At 68.1% G+C, this 16,216-nt stretch carries 17 protein-coding genes; 8 read left to right on the top strand and 9 right to left on the bottom strand.

Translation table 11 applies throughout. The features are described from left to right. Positions 1 to 76: 76 nt before the first annotated feature. Positions 77 to 763 (bottom strand): DUF599 domain-containing protein, encoded by a 687-nt coding sequence (locus ACZ5M6_RS04485; protein ID WP_054764656.1) that lies wholly within the window; start codon positions 761 to 763, stop codon positions 77 to 79. Positions 764 to 890: 127 nt separating this feature from the next. Between ACZ5M6_RS04485 and ppa the strand changes: the two genes are divergently transcribed. After that, positions 891 to 1,451, top strand: a complete 561-nt coding sequence (gene ppa, locus ACZ5M6_RS04480; RefSeq protein ID WP_054764655.1) for an inorganic diphosphatase — start codon at positions 891 to 893, stop codon at positions 1,449 to 1,451. A 57-nt stretch (positions 1,452 to 1,508) separates the two neighbouring features. Here ppa and arsC read toward each other — a convergent pair whose 3' ends face one another. Next, a complete protein-coding gene (arsC, locus tag ACZ5M6_RS04475; RefSeq protein ID WP_464159778.1) occupies positions 1,509 to 1,934 on the bottom strand; it encodes an arsenate reductase (glutaredoxin) in 426 nt (141 codons plus the stop codon). Between the two features lie 7 nt (positions 1,935 to 1,941). Beyond that, complete coding sequence (locus ACZ5M6_RS04470) at positions 1,942 to 2,277, bottom strand: ArsR/SmtB family transcription factor (RefSeq protein WP_201463632.1); 336 nt, start codon at positions 2,275 to 2,277, stop codon at positions 1,942 to 1,944. 79 nt (positions 2,278 to 2,356) lie between these two features. On the opposite strand from ACZ5M6_RS04470, the gene ACZ5M6_RS04465 reads away from it, so the two are divergent. After that, positions 2,357 to 3,640, top strand: a complete 1,284-nt coding sequence (locus ACZ5M6_RS04465) for an arsenic transporter (RefSeq protein ID WP_464159777.1) — start codon at positions 2,357 to 2,359, stop codon at positions 3,638 to 3,640. A 63-nt stretch (positions 3,641 to 3,703) separates the two neighbouring features. After that, on the top strand, positions 3,704 to 5,005 hold the full coding sequence (hslU, locus tag ACZ5M6_RS04460; RefSeq protein WP_464159776.1) for an ATP-dependent protease ATPase subunit HslU: 1,302 nt from the start codon (positions 3,704 to 3,706) through the stop codon (positions 5,003 to 5,005). Here hslU and ACZ5M6_RS04455 read toward each other — a convergent pair. Then, positions 4,995 to 6,326 carry a YihY/virulence factor BrkB family protein gene (locus ACZ5M6_RS04455; RefSeq protein WP_464159775.1) on the bottom strand — a complete coding sequence of 444 codons (1,332 nt, stop codon included), beginning with the start codon at positions 6,324 to 6,326 and terminating at the stop codon, positions 4,995 to 4,997. The genes hslU and ACZ5M6_RS04455 overlap by 11 nt on opposite strands. Before the next feature lie 9 nt (positions 6,327 to 6,335). Between ACZ5M6_RS04455 and prmC the strand changes: the two genes are divergently transcribed. Beyond that, positions 6,336 to 7,250, top strand: coding sequence for a peptide chain release factor N(5)-glutamine methyltransferase (gene prmC / locus ACZ5M6_RS04450; protein ID WP_054764650.1), 915 nt, complete (start codon positions 6,336 to 6,338; stop codon positions 7,248 to 7,250). A gap of 17 nt (positions 7,251 to 7,267) precedes the next feature. On the opposite strand, the gene ACZ5M6_RS04445 is transcribed toward prmC, so the two are convergent. Then, positions 7,268 to 7,876, bottom strand: coding sequence for a DUF1134 domain-containing protein (locus ACZ5M6_RS04445; protein WP_464159774.1), 609 nt, complete (start codon positions 7,874 to 7,876; stop codon positions 7,268 to 7,270). A gap of 105 nt (positions 7,877 to 7,981) precedes the next feature. Then, entirely contained in the window at positions 7,982 to 8,977 is a 996-nt protein-coding gene (locus ACZ5M6_RS04440; protein WP_464159773.1) for an alpha/beta fold hydrolase, read from the bottom strand. A gap of 59 nt (positions 8,978 to 9,036) precedes the next feature. Here ACZ5M6_RS04440 and ACZ5M6_RS04435 point away from each other — a divergent pair, with 59 nt between their 5' ends. Continuing rightward, a complete protein-coding gene (locus tag ACZ5M6_RS04435; protein WP_464159772.1) occupies positions 9,037 to 9,873 on the top strand; it encodes an aldo/keto reductase in 837 nt (278 codons plus the stop codon). A gap of 14 nt (positions 9,874 to 9,887) precedes the next feature. Here the strand turns inward: ACZ5M6_RS04435 and ACZ5M6_RS04430 are convergent, their stop codons facing one another. Further along, complete coding sequence (locus tag ACZ5M6_RS04430) at positions 9,888 to 10,289, bottom strand: HIT domain-containing protein (protein WP_464159771.1); 402 nt, start codon at positions 10,287 to 10,289, stop codon at positions 9,888 to 9,890. Between the two features lie 106 nt (positions 10,290 to 10,395). On the opposite strand from ACZ5M6_RS04430, the gene mdh reads away from it, so the two are divergent. After that, entirely contained in the window at positions 10,396 to 11,358 is a 963-nt protein-coding gene (mdh, locus tag ACZ5M6_RS04425) for a malate dehydrogenase (protein ID WP_333896956.1), read from the top strand. 229 nt (positions 11,359 to 11,587) lie between these two features. On the opposite strand, the gene zapE is transcribed toward mdh, so the two are convergent. Next, entirely contained in the window at positions 11,588 to 12,691 is a 1,104-nt protein-coding gene (gene zapE, locus ACZ5M6_RS04420) for a cell division protein ZapE (RefSeq protein WP_464159770.1), read from the bottom strand. Positions 12,692 to 12,838: 147 nt separating this feature from the next. Between zapE and ACZ5M6_RS04415 the strand changes: the two genes are divergently transcribed. Further along, positions 12,839 to 13,885 (top strand): aspartate-semialdehyde dehydrogenase, encoded by a 1,047-nt coding sequence (locus ACZ5M6_RS04415; RefSeq protein WP_464159769.1) that lies wholly within the window; start codon positions 12,839 to 12,841, stop codon positions 13,883 to 13,885. A 210-nt stretch (positions 13,886 to 14,095) separates the two neighbouring features. Next, the gene (rarD, locus tag ACZ5M6_RS04410) at positions 14,096 to 15,019 is read left to right on the top strand and encodes an EamA family transporter RarD (protein WP_054766818.1); all 924 of its coding nucleotides are present in this window, start codon (positions 14,096 to 14,098) and stop codon (positions 15,017 to 15,019) included. Here rarD and ACZ5M6_RS04405 read toward each other — a convergent pair. Then, a complete protein-coding gene (locus ACZ5M6_RS04405) occupies positions 15,016 to 16,149 on the bottom strand; it encodes a serine hydrolase domain-containing protein (protein ID WP_464159768.1) in 1,134 nt (377 codons plus the stop codon). The two genes, rarD and ACZ5M6_RS04405, sit on opposite strands and share 4 nt — an antisense overlap. Positions 16,150 to 16,216: the final 67 nt, after the last annotated feature.

The raw sequence follows: 16,216 nt of genomic DNA, 5'->3' as shown, positions 1-16,216 counted from the left end.
TTACGGCGGTTACGGTCCTAATTCGCCTCATAGGCGCCACACCGCGCAGGAAGCCCGTTGTGCGCCTGCACAATGATCAGCCTTCTCCCAGCAGACGGCGGGCGTTGCGAATGGCGCGCGCGGCCGGCGACGCCTCCTGGCGATAGATCAGAAGGCCGAAGGCCGAAGCCACGCCCAGGGCCAGCCACATCGGGCCGAACAGCCAGGCCGCCGCCGCCAGGGCGAAATAATAGCCCCTAACCCCCTGGCTGAAGGCGCTGAGCGCGGGGTTCAGCAACTCCCCCGCCGCCTGGCCATAGGCCTTGCGGTCCGTTTCGGACTGGATCTCGGGCGCCGCCCCGATCAGGGCCAGGGCGTAGTTCATCTGACGCAGGGCCCAGATGAAGTCCAAAAAGCCGCGCGCCAGGCACATCAGCACCAGGGCCAGCTTGGCCTCCAGAATGCGGATCGGCACGTTTTCGGCCCCCACGGCGGCGAAGCCTTCCAGCTTGCTCTCCCCGCCGAACAGAATCCCCCCCACCGCCGCGATCAGCAGCAGATTGGTCGAGGCGAAAAACGAGGCCGAATTGATCGAATGGCCCATCAGCTGGCTGTCCACCAGCCGGATCTCGCGGTGGGTCATGGCCGCCATCCACCGATTGCGGACATGGACCATGTCCTCGTTCAGGGCGCCGCCGTGCCGGGCGATGAATCTCAGGATCGGCCCATAGCCCAGCCAGCAGACGAAAAAGAGGGTCAGGGCGGTCCAGTCGATCCAGGTCATGGCGCCTAGTGAACCCGCTCCGACGCCGGGCGCAAGGGTCTGAACGCACGTCGCCCTTGCCCAGGCGGCCCGCCCGTCCTATCACCCCTCGCTTTCAAGATTTTCGCAGTCGCAGCAAAGACCCGCCATGAACCTCGACGCCATTCCGGTCGGCCCGAACGCTCCCTGGGACATCAATGTCATCATCGAGATCCCGCAAGGCGGTCTGCCGGTGAAGTATGAGATGGACAAGGAGTCCGGCGCCCTGTTCGTCGACCGCTTCCTGCACACGGCCATGTACTATCCCGGCAACTACGGCTTCGTTCCCCATACCCTGTCGGACGACGGCGACCCCTGCGACGTGATCGTGCTGAACCCGACGCCGGTGGTGCCGGGCTGCGTCATCCGCTCGCGCCCGATCGGCGTGCTGAAGATGGTGGACGAGGCCGGCGGCGACGAGAAGATCCTGGCCGTGCCGGTCGACAAGCTGAACCCCTATTACACCGAGATCGCCAGCTATCGTCAGCTGCCGGCCATCCTGATCGAACAGATCGAACACTTCTTCACCCGCTACAAGGACCTGGAGAAGGGCAAGTCGGTCACGGTCAAGGGCTGGGGCGACGCCGGCGAGGCCGCCGAACTGATCTCGGCCGGCATGAAGGCCCACCAGGACAAGCTGGCCGCCAAGAAGGCCGGCAAGGCCGCCTGAACCGGCGACGACGTCTGGCGCATTGAGACGTCCTCCGGTCCGGGGGACGTCTTTTTGCTATCCGCCGACCCGGCGGCCGTCGGCGTCGATCACCACCTCGCCGTCCGCCTTGACGAAGGGTTTCAGCCCCTCCTGGGGCAGCAGGTCCAGCACCGCCTCGGACGGCCGGCACAGTTTCACGCCGCGGGGCGAGACCACGATCGGCCGGTTCATCAGGATCGGATGGGCCACGATCGCCTCCAGCAGCTGATCGTCCGACAGGCCGGGGTCGCCCAGGCCCAGTTCGGCATAGGGGGTGCCCTTCTCGCGCAGGATGTCGCGCACCGATCCGCCCATCCGCTCGACCATCTGCGCCACCAGGGCCCGGCTGGGCGGGGTCTTCAGATATTCGACCACATGGGGCTCGATCCCGACGTGGCGGATCAGGGCCAGGGTGTTGCGGGACGTCCCGCAGGCGGGATTGTGATAGATGACGATGTCCATAGGGGCCTCAGTCGCAGCAGGGGGCCAGTTCGGCCAGCAGGGGTTGGCAAAGTTCGGCGCGGCCCTGGCAGCAGTCCTTCAGCAGGAACAGCACCAGGTCGCCCAGCCGATCCAGATCGGCGCGATAGACGATCGAGCGGCTGCGTCTCTGGGCGCGGATCAGCCCCGCCCGCGACAGCACGCCCAGATGGGCCGACATCGTATTGGCCGGCACCGCCAGCCGATCCGCCACCGCGCCGGCCGCCAGCCCCTCCGGCGCGCTGCGAACCAGCAGGCGAAAGGCCTCCAGCCGCGTGGGCTGGGCCAGGGCCGCGAGGGCGAGAATGGCGGGTTCGAATTCCATTATTCCAAGATACTAGAAATATGACGCGGCGCAAGCTACAGGTTCGCTGCGGACGCCGGTCCGCGCTAGGATCCGCCCCATGATCGTCGCCCTTCTGATCTTCGCCGTCACCATCGTCCTGGTGCTGTGGCAGCCGAAGGGCCTGCAGATCGGCTGGAGCGCCCTGGGCGGGGCGGCGGCGGCCCTGCTGCTGGGGGTGGTGGCCCTGAACGACATTCCCGTGGTCTGGGGCATCGTCTGGAATGCGACGGCGGCCTTCGTCGCCATCATCGTCATCAGCCTGTTGCTGGACGAGGCCGGCTTCTTCGAATGGGCGGCCCTTCATATCGGCCGCTGGGGCGGGGGCCATGGGCGGCGGCTGTTCGGCCTGGTGGTCCTGCTGGGCGCGGCGGTCTCGGCCCTGTTCGCCAATGACGGGGCGGCCCTGATCCTGACGCCCATCGTCATCGCCATGCTGCTGGCCCTGGGCTATGGGCCCAAGGCGACCCTGGCCTTCGTCATGGCGGCGGGCTTCATCGCCGACACGGCCAGCCTGCCGCTGGTGGTGTCCAACCTGGTCAATATCGTCTCGGCCGACTTCTTCGACATCGGCTTTGATCGCTATGCGGCGGTCATGGTTCCGGTGAACCTGGCCTCGGTCGCCGCCACCCTGGCCGTCCTGTTCGCCGTCTTCGGGCGCGACATCCCCAAGGCCTATGAGGTGGACCGCCTGCCACGGCCCGAGACCGCCATCAAGGACCGGGCGACCTTCATCGCCGGCTGGCTGGTGCTGGGTCTGCTGCTGCTGGGCTTCTTCGTTCTGGAGCCCCGAGGCCTTCCCGTCTCGGCCATCGCCGCCGCCGGCGCCGTCGTGCTGCTGATCGTCGCCGGGCGCGGCTCGAAGATCAGCACGACCAAGGTCCTGCGCGAGGCGCCGTGGCAGGTCGTGATCTTCTCGCTGGGCATGTATCTGGTGGTCTATGGACTGGGGAACGCCGGGCTGACGCGCCATCTGGCCCAGTTGATGGACGGGTTCGCCGAAGGCGGCGTCTGGGGGGCGACCTTCGGAACCGGCTTCCTGACCGCCGCCCTGTCGGCCGTCGCCAACAACCTGCCCACGGTCCTGATCGCCGCCCTGTCCATCGACGCCTCCTCGGCGACCGGCCCGGTGCGGGAGGCCATGATCTACGCCAATGTCATCGGCAGCGACCTGGGCCCCAAGATGACCCCCATCGGCTCCCTGGCCACCCTGCTGTGGCTGCACGTCCTGGCCCGAAAGGGGGTCCGCATCGGCTGGGTCTATTACATCAAGATCGGCCTGATCCTGACCCTCCCCGTCCTCGCCGTCACCCTGACCGCCCTGGCGTTGAGGCTGGCGGTCTAGCGAAACAGAGCCGCGACGCCCTGCCCTCTCCCGCAACGGTTCTCGGCCTCCTATGTGAGCGCCATGACTGACCTTTCTCCCCGCGAAATCGTCTCCGAACTGGATCGCTATATCGTCGGCCAGGACGACGCCAAGCGCGCCGTGGCCGTGGCCCTGCGCAACCGCTGGCGTCGCAAGCGGGTCCCGGAGGACCTGCGCGACGAGGTGACGCCCAAGAATATTCTGATGATCGGCCCGACCGGCGTGGGCAAGACCGAGATCGCCCGGCGGCTGGCGCGGCTGGCGGGTTCGCCCTTTCTGAAGGTCGAGGCGACCAAGTTCACCGAGGTCGGCTATGTCGGTCGCGACGTCGATCAGATTATGCGCGACCTGGTCGAGAGCGCCCTGGTCATGGTGCGCGAGCGGCGGCGCGGCGAGGTGCGGGCGCGCGCCGAGGGGGCGGCCGAGGACCGGATTCTGGACGCCCTGGTCGGGCCCGGCGCCGGGCCTGCGACGCGCGACAGCTTCAGGAAGAAGCTGCGGGCCGGCGAGCTGGACGACAAGGAGATCGAGATCGCCTTGGCCGACACCGCCTCGCCGATCCAGGGGCTGGACATCCCCGGCGGCGGGGCCGTGGGCCTGCTGAACCTTTCGGAGATGCTGGGCAAGATGGGCGGCGGCCGGACCAAGACGGTCAAGCTGACGGTGCGCGACGCCACCGCCCCCCTGATCGCCGAGGAGGGCGACAAGCTCTTGGATCAGGACAGCCTGACCAAGGAGGCCCTGATCCTGGCCGAGAACGAGGGCATCGTCTTCCTGGACGAGATCGACAAGGTCGCCGCCCGCCAGGGGGCCTCCGGCGCCGACGTGTCGCGCGAGGGGGTGCAGCGCGACCTCCTGCCCCTGATCGAGGGGACCACCGTCTCGACCAAATACGGGCCGGTGAAGACGGACCATGTGCTGTTCATCGCCTCGGGCGCCTTCCATGTGGCCAAGCCGTCGGACCTGCTGCCCGAACTTCAGGGCCGGCTGCCGATCCGGGTCGAGCTGAAGGCCCTGACGCGCGACGACTTCAAGCGGATCCTGACCGAGCCCGAGGCCAATCTGATCCGCCAGAACCAGGCCCTGCTGGCGACCGAGGACGTGACCCTGACCTTCACCGAGGACGCGATCGAGGCCCTGGCCGATGCGGCGGTGGCGGCCAATTCGGCGGTGGAGAACATCGGCGCCCGGCGGCTTCAGACCGTGTTGGAGCGGGTGCTGGAGGAGACCAGTTTCAAGGCCTCGGACCTGGCGGGCCAGACCGTGGCCTTCGACGGGGCGGCGGTCCGCGACAAGCTGAGTCTGCTGACCAAGGACGTCGACCTGAGCCGCTTCATTCTGTAGCGGTGGCGTCCCGCTCGCGGCGGCTGCGGCGGCGCGTCAGCCGGTCGGCCATGGCCTCGGCGTGGCGCTGGGTGAAAGCCAGGGCGGCCGGATTGCCCCGTCGCGCCCCCACCGTATCGGCGACCTTGGCGCCCCGGTCCCCGATCGGCTGAGGCTTGCCGGTCGTGGTGTCCATGGCCGTCTGGTGCTCGATCTCGGCGTTCAGCTCGGCCCCCATCAGGATCACCTGCACCGACAGCCAGGTCCACAGCAGAAAGCCCATAATGGCCGCCAGGGGGCCGTAGGAGTCGGTGCGGACGAAGTTGGTCAGATACCAGCTGAAGAGGAAGGAGACGGTCAGGCTGAGCAAGGCGGCGAAGAGGGCGCCCGGCGTCAGCCAGCGCCAGCGCGCCTTCTGCCGACAGGGGCCGAACCGATAGATCAGGGTCAGGGCCGCGACATAGCCGACCAGCAGCAGGGGCCAGCGCAACAGGGCCAAGAGCCCCCATTCCTCCTGAAGGCCGAACAGCCGGATCACCACCGGCGCCCCGACGACCAGGGCCGAGGTCAGCAACAGGGCCAGAATGGCCCCGATGGTGAAGCCCATGCACAGCAGATTATAGCGGACGATGTTGCGCCGCTCGACCTCGTGATAGGCGACGTTCAGCCCGTAGAACAGCACCTTGACCGCCCCGTTGGCGGTCCACAGCGAGAGGGCCAGGGTCCAGATCAGGGTGAAGGTCAGCTGGCCGCTGGAGTTCCGGGCCAGCCGCTCCATCTCTCCGCCCAGGAACTGGGCGATGCTGTCGGGCATGACGGCGTAGAGGAACTGCAGCCGGCTCCAGGCGTCGGCCGGATCGGCGAACAGGCCGTAAAGGGTGACGAAACTCCCCAGCAGCGGAAACAGGGACAAGAGGGTGAAGAAGGTCACGCCCCCCGCGACGAAACCGACCCGGTCGCCGAAATAGGAGCCGCCCGTCCGCCACAGTATGTCGATCCAGCCCTTGTGCGGAATCTGTTCCGGCCGTCTGGCCAGCCGGCCCCGGCCCGGCTCCCTGGCCTCATAGTCTTCGGGCGTTGGCGGCTTGGGCGGCAGGGGCTCGGGGCGTTTGGGGCGCAGCTCCACCCCCACCTTGTGCCCCTGGGTGTAGAGCAGATGGGCCGCGCCCGCCCCGGCGGTCAGGCCGCCCAGGGCGGCGGCGACGAACCTCCACCAGGGACGGCGACGGGGCTGCGGCGAAGATTTGAACCTGAACATCAGCAGGCGAACGGCGAAGCCGCCCCCCGCGTTCCCAGGCCACGGCGCCCGGTCGCGCTTGAAATCCCCTGTGCGAAGGGCCAATCAGCCGTCATGACCCTCGAGCCCCTCTCCCCCAAGCCCGCCGACGGCGCCGCGACCCTGTTGACCGTGTGGAAGGCCGCCCAGGCCCGACTGAAGGACGGCCGCATCGACAGCCCGGCCATCGACGCCCGCCTGTTGCTGGAGGCCGCCGCCGGCGCCAGCCGCACCGACATACTGACCGACCCCTATCGGATCGTCACCCCCGAGCAGCAGGCCGCCTATACGGCCATGATCGACCGCCGCCTGCGCCGCGAGCCGGTCTCGCGCATCGTCGGCAAGAAAGGTTTTTGGAAGATCATGCTGAACGTCACCCCCGACGTCCTCAGCCCCCGGCCCGACACCGAGACCCTGTTGGACGTCGCCCTCCTGGCCTTCGCCCGGCACGAAGCCTTCACCGCCGTCGACCTGGGCACGGGTTCAGGCGCCATTCTGCTGGCCCTGCTGGCCGAGCGGACGGCGGCCAAGGGGGTGGGCACCGACATCTCCACCGAGGCCCTGGCGGTCGCCAAGGAGAACGCCGCCAATCTGGATCTGAACGAGCGCGCCACCTTCCTGCGCACGGAATGGGCGGCCGGTTTCGGCGACGCGAGCTTTGACCTGGTGCTGTCCAACCCGCCCTATATCCCCACCGACCATATCCCTGGCCTGGACCCGGAGGTGCGCGACCACGATCCGCATCTGGCCCTGGACGGCGGCCCCGATGGCTTGCAGGCCTATCGCGACCTGGCCCCCGAGATCCGGCGCATCCTGAAGCCCGGCGGCGTCTTTGCGGTCGAGATCGGCTGGGACCAGGGCCCGCAGGTCAAGGCCCTGTTTGAGGCGGAAGGCTTTGCGGACGTCAAGATCGTCAAGGATCTGGGCGACCGCGACCGCGTCGTCACAAACGGCCCCGACCCCCGCACCAACCCCATTCCGCAGGAATAGGGTCGGCCTCGACCGGTTCAGAAGGGCAGAAGATTGCGCTGGCGGCTGTAGCTCATGGTGCCGACATTGGCGCCCAGGCGCAGGCCCACGCCGGTGCGGATGGGGGCCAGGGTGATCCCGTCGGCCCGCTGATAGTTCACGCCCAGGCCCGCGATCAGATAGGCCGAGCCTTCGACGCCCGGAAAGCGGCGATAGATCATGTCCGGATGATACAGGCCATAGACCAGGGTGAAGACGCGGCTGGCGTTGCCGCCCCAGTCCCAACCCACCGAGGCGCCTTGCCAGAAAACTTCCTGAGAGGCCGACAGGTCCTTCATATGCAGGGCGCCGCGGCCGTAGCGGGCGCCGACGACCACGGCGCCGGAGCCTTCCTCACCCGCGATATAGGCGGTGGGGCGATCGCCCTGGTCGGCGAAGACCCGCTCGATCGCCCCGCCCACCACCTCGGCGGCGATGCCCAGCTCCTTGGACCCGGCCGCGACCAGTTCGTCGAAGGTGTAGGCGGGCGCCGTATTGTCGGAGCTGATCGGATAGTTGGGATTGGCCGGCGCCGAGGCGCAGGCGCCCAGAGACGAGGCCCCTGCGGCGGTGGCCAGGCCGGACAGGATCATTTGGCGGCGATGCATGGGGGCTCCGAGAACGGCGAGAAGACGGGTCGGCGGGTCCGCCGAGGTTCGCGGCACCGTCCCCGACCTTTACGGCAGACTTGCGGCTTCAAGGTTAACGCAGGCTTACGTCTGGCCCCCGTCCGCCTCCGGCAGATCCTTCAGAAAGGCCAGCAGCAGGGCGTTCACCGCCTCGGCCTTCTCCTGCTGAATCCAGTGACCGGCGCCGGGCACGACCACCGACCGGCTCAGGTTCGGAACCCAGTCCTTCAGCCCCGCCTCGGCCGATCCGGCGTAGTGGCGCACCGGGTCGTTCTCGCCGACGATGAACAGGGCCGGCTGGAGGATTCGCTGTTCCTGCGCAAAGGCCGTCAGCGACCAATTCAGGTCGATGGCGCGGTACCAGTTCAGCGGGGCGTCAAAGCCGCCGGCCGAAAAGGCCTCCACATATTCGGCGAAATGGGCCGGGCTCATCCACGGCGGCAGGTCGGCGCCGTCATCGATACTGTCCAGCAGGCCGACGCCCCGCGCCATGAAGCCGGTGGCCCGTTTCGACGCCGGAGTGGCGCCGTCATAGGCCCAGAACAGCTTCCTCAGCGTCATCGCCGGATCGGCCTCCAGCGCCAGATGGGCGTCGGCCGCCTGGAACCGGTTGATATAGAGGTCGCCCATGCCGGCCCGTTCGGACAGGACGGCCATGACGGTCGTCGGCGGTCCCTGGGGCCGGCGCGGCTGGAAGGGCACGGACAGGCCGGCCACCGCCGTGAACAGATCGGGCCGCAGCAGGGCGCAGTGCCAGGCGACCGGCGCGCCCCAGTCGTGGCCCACCACAATGGCGCTCTGTTCGCCCAGGGCCCGCACCAGATCGACCATGTCCCCGACCAGATGCAGGATCGAAAAGGCGGCGGCGCCCTGGGGCTTGTCCGTGCCGCCGTAACCGCGCATGTCCGGGGCCGCGACATGGTATCCCGCCAGGGACAGGGCCTCGACCTGGGCGCGCCAGCTGACGCCCAGTTCGGGGAAGCCGTGGATCAGCAGGACCAGGGGCGCGTTAGGCTGATCATATCCCGCCTCCAGCACCTGTTGGACAAGGCCGTCGGTCTTGATAAGCCGGGTACGCATCTCAACCTCTCCATACCCAAGCCAAGGCGGCCTTTCGCCGCGAATGGAACAGGACCGACATGACCCGCCTCGTCACCTTTGCAGACGGTACGACCGTTCCCGCCCTGGGCCAAGGCACGTGGGAGATCGGCGACCATCCCGCCCGGCGCGACGCCGAACAGCAGGCCCTGGCGCGGGGGATCGACCTGGGCCTGACCCTGATCGACACGGCCGAACTGTACGGCGACGGCCGCTCCGAACGGCTGGTGGGCGAGGTGATCGCCGGCCGTCGCGACGAGGTCTTTCTGGTGTCCAAGGTCCGGCCCGAGAACGCCTCCGAACTGAAGATGATGCTGGCCTGCGAAAAGTCGCTGGAGCGGCTGGGGACGGACCGTCTGGACCTCTATCTGCTGCACTGGGAGGGCCGCGTCCCGCTGGAGGAGACGGTCGCCGCCTTCCAGGAACTGGTCGATGAAGGGATGATCGTCCGCTGGGGCGTGTCCAACCTGGACCTGCGCGCCATGAAGCGGCTGATGGAGATCGAGGGAGGCGAGGACTGCGCGGCCAATCAGCTGCTCTATCATCTGGGCTCGCGCGGGGTGGAGTTCGGTCTGTTGCCTTGGATGCAGGCGCGCGACATGCCGATGATGGCCTATTCGCCCCTAGGCCGCGGCGGCCTGCTGGAACATCCGCTGATCCGCGACATCGCCGACCGCCACGACGCCGACCCGGCTCAGGTGGCGCTCGCCGCCGTCCTGCGCCAGGACGGGGTCATCGCCATTCCCAAGGCGAGCTCGGTCGAGCACGTGGAGGCCAACGCCGACGCCCTGGAAATCCAGTTCGACGCCGAGGACCTGCACCGTCTCGACGAAGCCTTCCCCCCGCCGACGCGGGAGACGCCGCTGGACATCATCTGAGGGCGCGCGGCGGCTCACCCGCCCGCGATCAAATCCAACAGCCGCGCCCGCTCATCATCCGCATAGGGAACCGCCGCCCCCCGTCCCCAGACCGGATCGGGCCACAGGCCGTCGTCGCGGCGGCGCCCCACCACATGGACGTGCAGCTGGGCCGTGACATTGCCGATGGCCCCGACGTTCAGCTTATCGACCGCCCCCAGTCGCCGCACCAGCGCCCCCGCCCGCACCGTCTCCTCCATCAGCACGGCCCGCTGTTCGACGCTCAGATCCTCCAGCTCCACCGCGCCTTCGACGCGCGGGATCAGGATCAGCCAGGGGAAGCGGGCGTCGTCCTGAACCCGCACATGACACAGCGGCCATTCGGCGGCGGCGATGGAGCCGGCGGCGAAGGCGGGGTCTGGACGAAAGTCGGTCATTGGGGCTCCTGATCGAACGTCGGCCAGCCTTGCAGCGCCGCCCTTGCGGGTCTAGACCGCCCGCATGATTAATCCCCTTTCGCACACGCAATAACCGGAGACATCCATGGCTCGCGCGAAGATCGCCCTTATCGGCGCCGGCATGATCGGCGGCACCCTGGCCCACGTGGCCGCCCGCGAAGCGCTGGGCGACGTGATCCTGTTCGACATCGCCGAAGGCACCCCCCAGGGCAAGGCGCTAGACATCGCCGAAGCCACCGCCGTCTTCGGCTCGGACGTGGCCCTGAAGGGCGCCAACGACTATGCCGACATCGCCGGCGCCGACGTCTGCATCGTCACCGCCGGCGTGCCGCGCAAGCCGGGCATGAGCCGCGACGACCTGATCGGCATCAATCTGAAGGTCATGAAGGCCGTGGGTGAAGGCATCAAGGCCCACGCCCCCAACGCCTTCGTCATCTGCATCACCAACCCGCTCGACGCCATGGTCTGGGCGCTGCAGAAGTTCTCAGGGCTCCCCAAGGAGAAGGTCGTCGGCATGGCCGGCGTGCTCGACTCGGCCCGTTTCGCCTACTTCCTGGCTGAAAAGACCGGCGTGTCGGTTCAGGACATCCACGCCTGGACCCTGGGCGGCCACGGCGACGACATGGTGCCGATGGTGCGCCACTCGACCGTCGGCGGCCTGCCCCTGCCCGACGCCGTCGCGGCCGGCTTCCTGTCGCAGGACGAGCTGGACGCCATCGTCGAGCGCACCCGCAAGGGCGGCGGCGAGATCGTGGCCCTCTTGAAGACCGGTTCGGCCTTCTACGCCCCGGCTGAATCGGCCATCGCCATGGCCAAGTCCTATCTGAAGGACGAAAAGCGCGTCCTGCCCTGCGCCGTCTGGCTGTCGGGCGAATACGGCCTGTCCGACCTCTACGTCGGCGTCCCGGCCCTGATCGGCGCCGCAGGCGTCGAGAAGGTGGTCGAGTTCACCACCAATGACGACGAAAAGGCGATGCTGGCCAAGTCGGTCGCCTCGGTCCAGGGCCTGATCCAGGCGTGCAAGGACATCGATTCCTCGCTGGCTTAAGCGATCACACAGAGCGAATGACGAAGGGCCTGCGGAGCGATCCGCAGGCCCTTTTCTTTGGGATGCTCAGACCTTCCTCCGCTTGCGGGGGAAGTGTCAGGTCGTGGCGCGCAGCGACACGCCTGACGATGGGGGAAATCTTCTCGTTGAAACAAGACTCCCCTCTCCGACCCTGGTCCGCTGCGCGGACGCCGGGCCACCTCTCCCGCAAGCGGGAGAGGGTCTGCGCTTACTCCCTCACATGCGCCAGCCAGTCCCTGCTCTGCATCTCGTTGAACCGCGACACGGTGCGTTCGAACTCGAACGCCCCAACGCCTTCGGTATAGAGGGCCTCGGGCCGGGCGGCGGCCAGGACGATCAGCTTGGTCTTGGCCTCATAGAGGGCGTCCACCAGGGTCACCAGACGGCGCGCCTCATGGTGGTTGGCGGGCCCCAGGATCGGCACATCCTCCAGGAACAGGGTGTGGAACCGCTCGGCGATCGCCAGATAGTCCTGCGGCCCCAGCGGCCGGCCGCACAGGTCCGCAAAGCTCGCCCGCGCCATGGCCCCCACGGTCCGCTCCACCACGACGTCGCGACCCAGGACGGTCAGGTGCGCCGGCTCTTCCGGCTCCCCGCCCTTCAACTCGCGCCACAGGGCCTCGAACCCGGCGCGGTCGTCCGGCGTGTGCCAGACCTGGGCTGAGCTGAGCCGGTCCAGCCGCCAGTCGCGCGCGCCCGCCGTCTGGACCACTTCGCAGCGGTCGCGGATGATGTCGATGAAGGGGGTGAAGAGCTGGCGGTTGATGCCGTTCTTGTAGAGGTCCTCGGGCGCCCGGTTCGAGGTGACGGCCAGCACCACCCGATCCTCGAACAGGGCCTCGAACAGCCGACCCAGGATCATGGCGTCGGCGATGTCGGTCACCTGAAGCTCGTCGAAACACAGCAGCCGGGCTTCCGAGGCGATCAGCCGGGCGACGGGCGGGATGGGGTCGTCGCCCCCCTTGCGGGAGTGCTGGGTTCCAAACACGGCCTTTCGGGCCTTGGCGTCCCCCTCGCGCCACTGGCGCACCAGGTCGTGGATCCGGGCCATGAAGGCGTGGAAATGGGCGCGCTTTTTCCGCGGCTCGGGCGTGGCCGAATAGAAGAGGTCCATCAGCATGGACTTGCCCCGTCCCGGCGGGCCGTAGAGGTAGATCCCCTTCACCTCAGGCGGCCGCCCGAACAGGCCGCGCCGGGCCAGATCCCGCTCCAGCCGCTCCAGGGCGAGCAGGACTTCGGCCTGGGCCGGATCGGGCGACAGAACGCCCTCGTCCACGCGGATGTCGTAGGCGTTTCGGATGCGGGAGGTCATGGCGGCGTTCTTAAAGCCCCATCCGCCGAAAAGCGATTGCTTCGCGGCTGCGAACGCCTAAATGCAGGACGCTTCTCCCCTCTATTTCGCGCTGAAGCAGCAGGGCCCCGCAGGCCGAGCGTCAGCGCGTCCGAAGGACCAAACATCATGGGTTATCGCGTCGCGATCGTCGGGGCCACGGGCAATGTGGGCCGCGAAATGCTGAACATCCTCGAGGAGCTGAACTTCCCCGTCGATGAAATCCACGCCATCGCCTCGCGCAAGTCCAAGGGGGTCGAGGTCTCGTTCGGCGACCGGACCGTCAAATGCCAGGACATCGAACAGTTCGACTTCGCATCCGTCGACATCGTCCTGATGTCGGCCGGCGGCGCGGTGTCGCGGGAGTGGTCCGAAAGGATCGGCAAGGCCGGCCCCATCGTGATCGACAACTCCTCGGCCTTCCGCAAGGACCCGGACGTGCCGCTGATCGTGCCCGAGGTGAACCCCGACGCGGTCAAGGACGCCAAGAAGAAGAACATCATCGCCAACCCCAACTGCTCGACCGCCCAGCTGGTCGTGGCGCTGAAGCCCCTGCATGACGCGGCCAAAATCAAGCGGGTGGTGGTCTCGACCTATCAGTCGGTGTCCGGCGCCGGCAAGGAAGGCATGGACGAGCTGTGGAACCAGACCAAGGCCATCTACGGCCTGGGCGACGCCACGCCCAAGAAGTTCCCCAAACAGATCGCCTTCAACGTCATCCCCTTCATCGGCGCCTTCAACGAGGACGGCTATACCGACGAAGAGCAGAAGATGTGGGACGAGACCCACAAGATGCTGGATCCGAACATCAAGCTGACGGTCACCTGCGTGCGGGTGCCGGTCTTCGTCGGCCATTCGGAAGCGGTGACGGTCGAGTTCGATCGCCCCATCGAACCGGACGAGGCCCGCGCCATCCTACGCGAGGCGCCGGGCGTGCTGGTCGTCGATAAGCAGGAGCATGACGGCTACATCACCCCGGTCGACGCCGCCGGCGAGTTCGCCGTCTATGTGTCGCGCATCCGCAAGGACTCGACGGTCGAAAACGGCCTGAGCTTCTGGGTGGTGTCCGACAATCTGCGCAAGGGCGCGGCCCTGAACGCCGTCCAGATCGCCCAGCTGCTGGACGAGACGGGCGTGATCACCTCGTCGTCGGGGTATCGTTCGATCACGGTCTAAACCGCTCCGCTTAGCTTTCGTCATCCTCCGGCAAGCCGCGTCTTCGCGGCGCAGACCGGGGGACCCAGCGGCGCCGAAGGCGAAATCCATCCGCCGCTGGGTACGAAAGACCTCTTCTGCGACAGGTTCGCGCTCGCGCGCGCCGCTGGGTCCCCCGGTTCCGCTTCGCGGCCCGGAGGATGACGAAAGTAAAATCACGTGCGCTCCCCCATGACCGCCTCCCCCTCCCCCAACGATCCCCGCGCGGTCGGCACGGCCATCGCCTGCTACACCCTGTGGGGTCTTCTGCCCCTGCTGTTCATGGCCCTGGCGGCCCACGGCTTCAGCGCGCCCGAGATCCTGGCTCACCGGGCGGTCTGGTCGGTCTTCGTGGCGGGTCTGGTCCTGCTGCTGGCGGGACAGTGGAACGAGGCGAAACAGGCGCTGGCGACGCCGCGCGTCTTCGGCTGGCTGGCCCTGTCGGCGGCGATGATCGCGGTCAACTGGAGCCTCTATGTCTTCGCCACCACCCATCATGCGACGCTGGAGGCCAGCCTCGGCTATTACATCAACCCGCTCTTGAACATGGCCGCAGGGGCCCTGCTGTTCCGCGAGAAGATCGACCGCTGGAGCGGCGTCGCCATCGCCCTGGCCGCCGTGGGGGTGGCCGTCCAGACCGTCGCCCTGGGCCATGTGCCGATCATCGGACTGACGCTCGCCGTCACCTTCTGCGCCTATGCGGTGATCAGAAAGCGCGTGCCCGCCTCGGCCCAGACCGGCCTGTTTGTCGAGTGCCTGGTGTTGCTGCCCTTCGGCGCCCTGTTCCTGGCCTGGCTGGCGGCCCATGGGCAGGCGACGGGCTTTTCCTCGCCCGCCGGACTGGCCTGGGCCCTGGTCAACGGACCGGCGACGGTCATTCCTCTGGTGCTGTTCGCCTGGTCGGCGCGGCGTCTGCCCCTGTCCACCGTCGGCTTCATCCAGTTTCTGGCGCCGACGCTGCAGTTCGCCTGCGGCGTCTGGGCGGGCGAGCCCCTGACCCCGCTGCGGATCGTCTCCTTCGGCTTCATCTGGGCCGGAGCGGGCGTCTTCGCCCTGGGCGCCGCGCAGCGGTCGCGCGCCGCCCGACGCGCCGTCGCCCTGTCGGAAACCGTCTAGACGGCGGCGTACAGGGCCTCCAGCAGGCGCCGGGGCCGCGGGTCGCCGATCAGGTGCGGCGACTGGCGCGTCATCACATAGGCGGCCGACAGGCGCCGCGACGGATCGGCCATGGCCATGGATCCGCCCCAGCCGTAGTGGCCCAGGGACTCGCCCGGCCCGAAGACGTTCAGCCCGTCGTTTCGCATCAGGCCCGCCGCCCAGCTGATCACATAGGGCAGCACCTTGTCCTGACCGTGGATCCGCTCGCGCGTCAGGTCGCGCAGCACGCCCTTCGAAAGCAGCCGCCGCCCGTCCAGCATCCCGTCATTGGCCACGACGCCCAGCATCCGCGCCAGGCCGGCCGCCGTGGCGTGCATATTGGCCGAGGGGATCTCCATCTTGCGCCATTCGGCCGAACCGCGCCCGCCCGGCGCCGAGCCCCGGTCCAGGAAGGCCGCCTGTTTGATGGGGTCGATGGTCCCCAGGCTGGGCGCCGCCGAGGGTTTGCGCATCTGGGCCACCCGCCCGTGCTGGTCCTCCGGCAGGCCGATCCACAGGTCCAGATCGGCGAAGTCTGCGCGCAGGGCCTGGCCCATGGTCCGGCCCGTCGTCAGGCGGAACACCTCATTGGCCAGATAGCCGACCGTGACCGGATGATAGCCCGAGGCCGTTCCCGGTTCCCACATGGGCGCCTGGGCCGCCAGCCGGGCGTTGACCGCCGCCGGATCGAACCACAGCGACGGCTCCACCGGCTCCGAGAAGCCGGGCAGGCCCGACTGGTGGCTCATCAGCTGGGCGACCGTGACCTTGTCCTTGCCGGCCTGGCCGAAGGCGGGCCAGATCTGGGAGACCTTCTCGTCATAGGCCACCTTGCCCGCTTCGACCGCCGTGGCCATCAACAGGGCCATCACCGCCTTGCCGGTCGAGAAGACCGGGGTCAGGGTGTCCTCGGCGAAGGGCGTCGTCTTGGCCGTATCGGCGTGCCCCGCCCACAGATCGACGACCGGCGCCCCCTCGATCATCAAGCAGAACCGCGCCCCCACCTCGTTCAGCCCCTCGGGCGCATCGGTGAAGTTGGCGGCGAAGGCGTCCTTCACCGATGCGAAACGCGGATCGCAGACGCCGTGGATGTCGAGAGCTTCGGTCATGGAGGCGTTCTAGCCCTTCCCCCGCTTGCGGGGGAAGTGTCAGCTCGTCGAGCGGAGCGAGACGGCT

It is taken from the genome of Brevundimonas sp. Br13, assembly GCF_055391505.1.
This window is presented reverse-complemented; position numbering and strand designations above follow the sequence as displayed.

Bases quoted from the DNA above. Each gene is read 5' to 3' on its own strand.
- ACZ5M6_RS04440 (WP_464159773.1), bottom strand. From the start codon at position 8,977: ATGCGTACCCGGCTTATCAAGACCGACGGCCTTGTCCAACAGGTGCTG.
- ACZ5M6_RS04445 (WP_464159774.1), bottom strand. From the start codon at position 7,876: ATGCATCGCCGCCAAATGATCCTGTCCGGCCTGGCCACCGCCGCAGGG.
- ACZ5M6_RS04470 (WP_201463632.1), bottom strand. From the start codon at position 2,277: ATGGAATTCGAACCCGCCATTCTCGCCCTCGCGGCCCTGGCCCAGCCC.
- ACZ5M6_RS04405 (WP_464159768.1), bottom strand. From the start codon at position 16,149: ATGACCGAAGCTCTCGACATCCACGGCGTCTGCGATCCGCGTTTCGCA.
- ppa (WP_054764655.1), top strand. From the start codon at position 891: ATGAACCTCGACGCCATTCCGGTCGGCCCGAACGCTCCCTGGGACATC.
- ACZ5M6_RS04435 (WP_464159772.1), top strand. From the start codon at position 9,037: ATGACCCGCCTCGTCACCTTTGCAGACGGTACGACCGTTCCCGCCCTG.
- ACZ5M6_RS04465 (WP_464159777.1), top strand. From the start codon at position 2,357: ATGATCGTCGCCCTTCTGATCTTCGCCGTCACCATCGTCCTGGTGCTG.
- ACZ5M6_RS04415 (WP_464159769.1), top strand. From the start codon at position 12,839: ATGGGTTATCGCGTCGCGATCGTCGGGGCCACGGGCAATGTGGGCCGC.
- prmC (WP_054764650.1), top strand. From the start codon at position 6,336: ATGACCCTCGAGCCCCTCTCCCCCAAGCCCGCCGACGGCGCCGCGACC.
- ACZ5M6_RS04430 (WP_464159771.1), bottom strand. From the start codon at position 10,289: ATGACCGACTTTCGTCCAGACCCCGCCTTCGCCGCCGGCTCCATCGCC.
- rarD (WP_054766818.1), top strand. From the start codon at position 14,096: ATGACCGCCTCCCCCTCCCCCAACGATCCCCGCGCGGTCGGCACGGCC.
- mdh (WP_333896956.1), top strand. From the start codon at position 10,396: ATGGCTCGCGCGAAGATCGCCCTTATCGGCGCCGGCATGATCGGCGGC.
- ACZ5M6_RS04485 (WP_054764656.1), bottom strand. From the start codon at position 763: ATGACCTGGATCGACTGGACCGCCCTGACCCTCTTTTTCGTCTGCTGG.
- hslU (WP_464159776.1), top strand. From the start codon at position 3,704: ATGACTGACCTTTCTCCCCGCGAAATCGTCTCCGAACTGGATCGCTAT.
- arsC (WP_464159778.1), bottom strand. From the start codon at position 1,934: ATGGACATCGTCATCTATCACAATCCCGCCTGCGGGACGTCCCGCAAC.
- zapE (WP_464159770.1), bottom strand. From the start codon at position 12,691: ATGACCTCCCGCATCCGAAACGCCTACGACATCCGCGTGGACGAGGGC.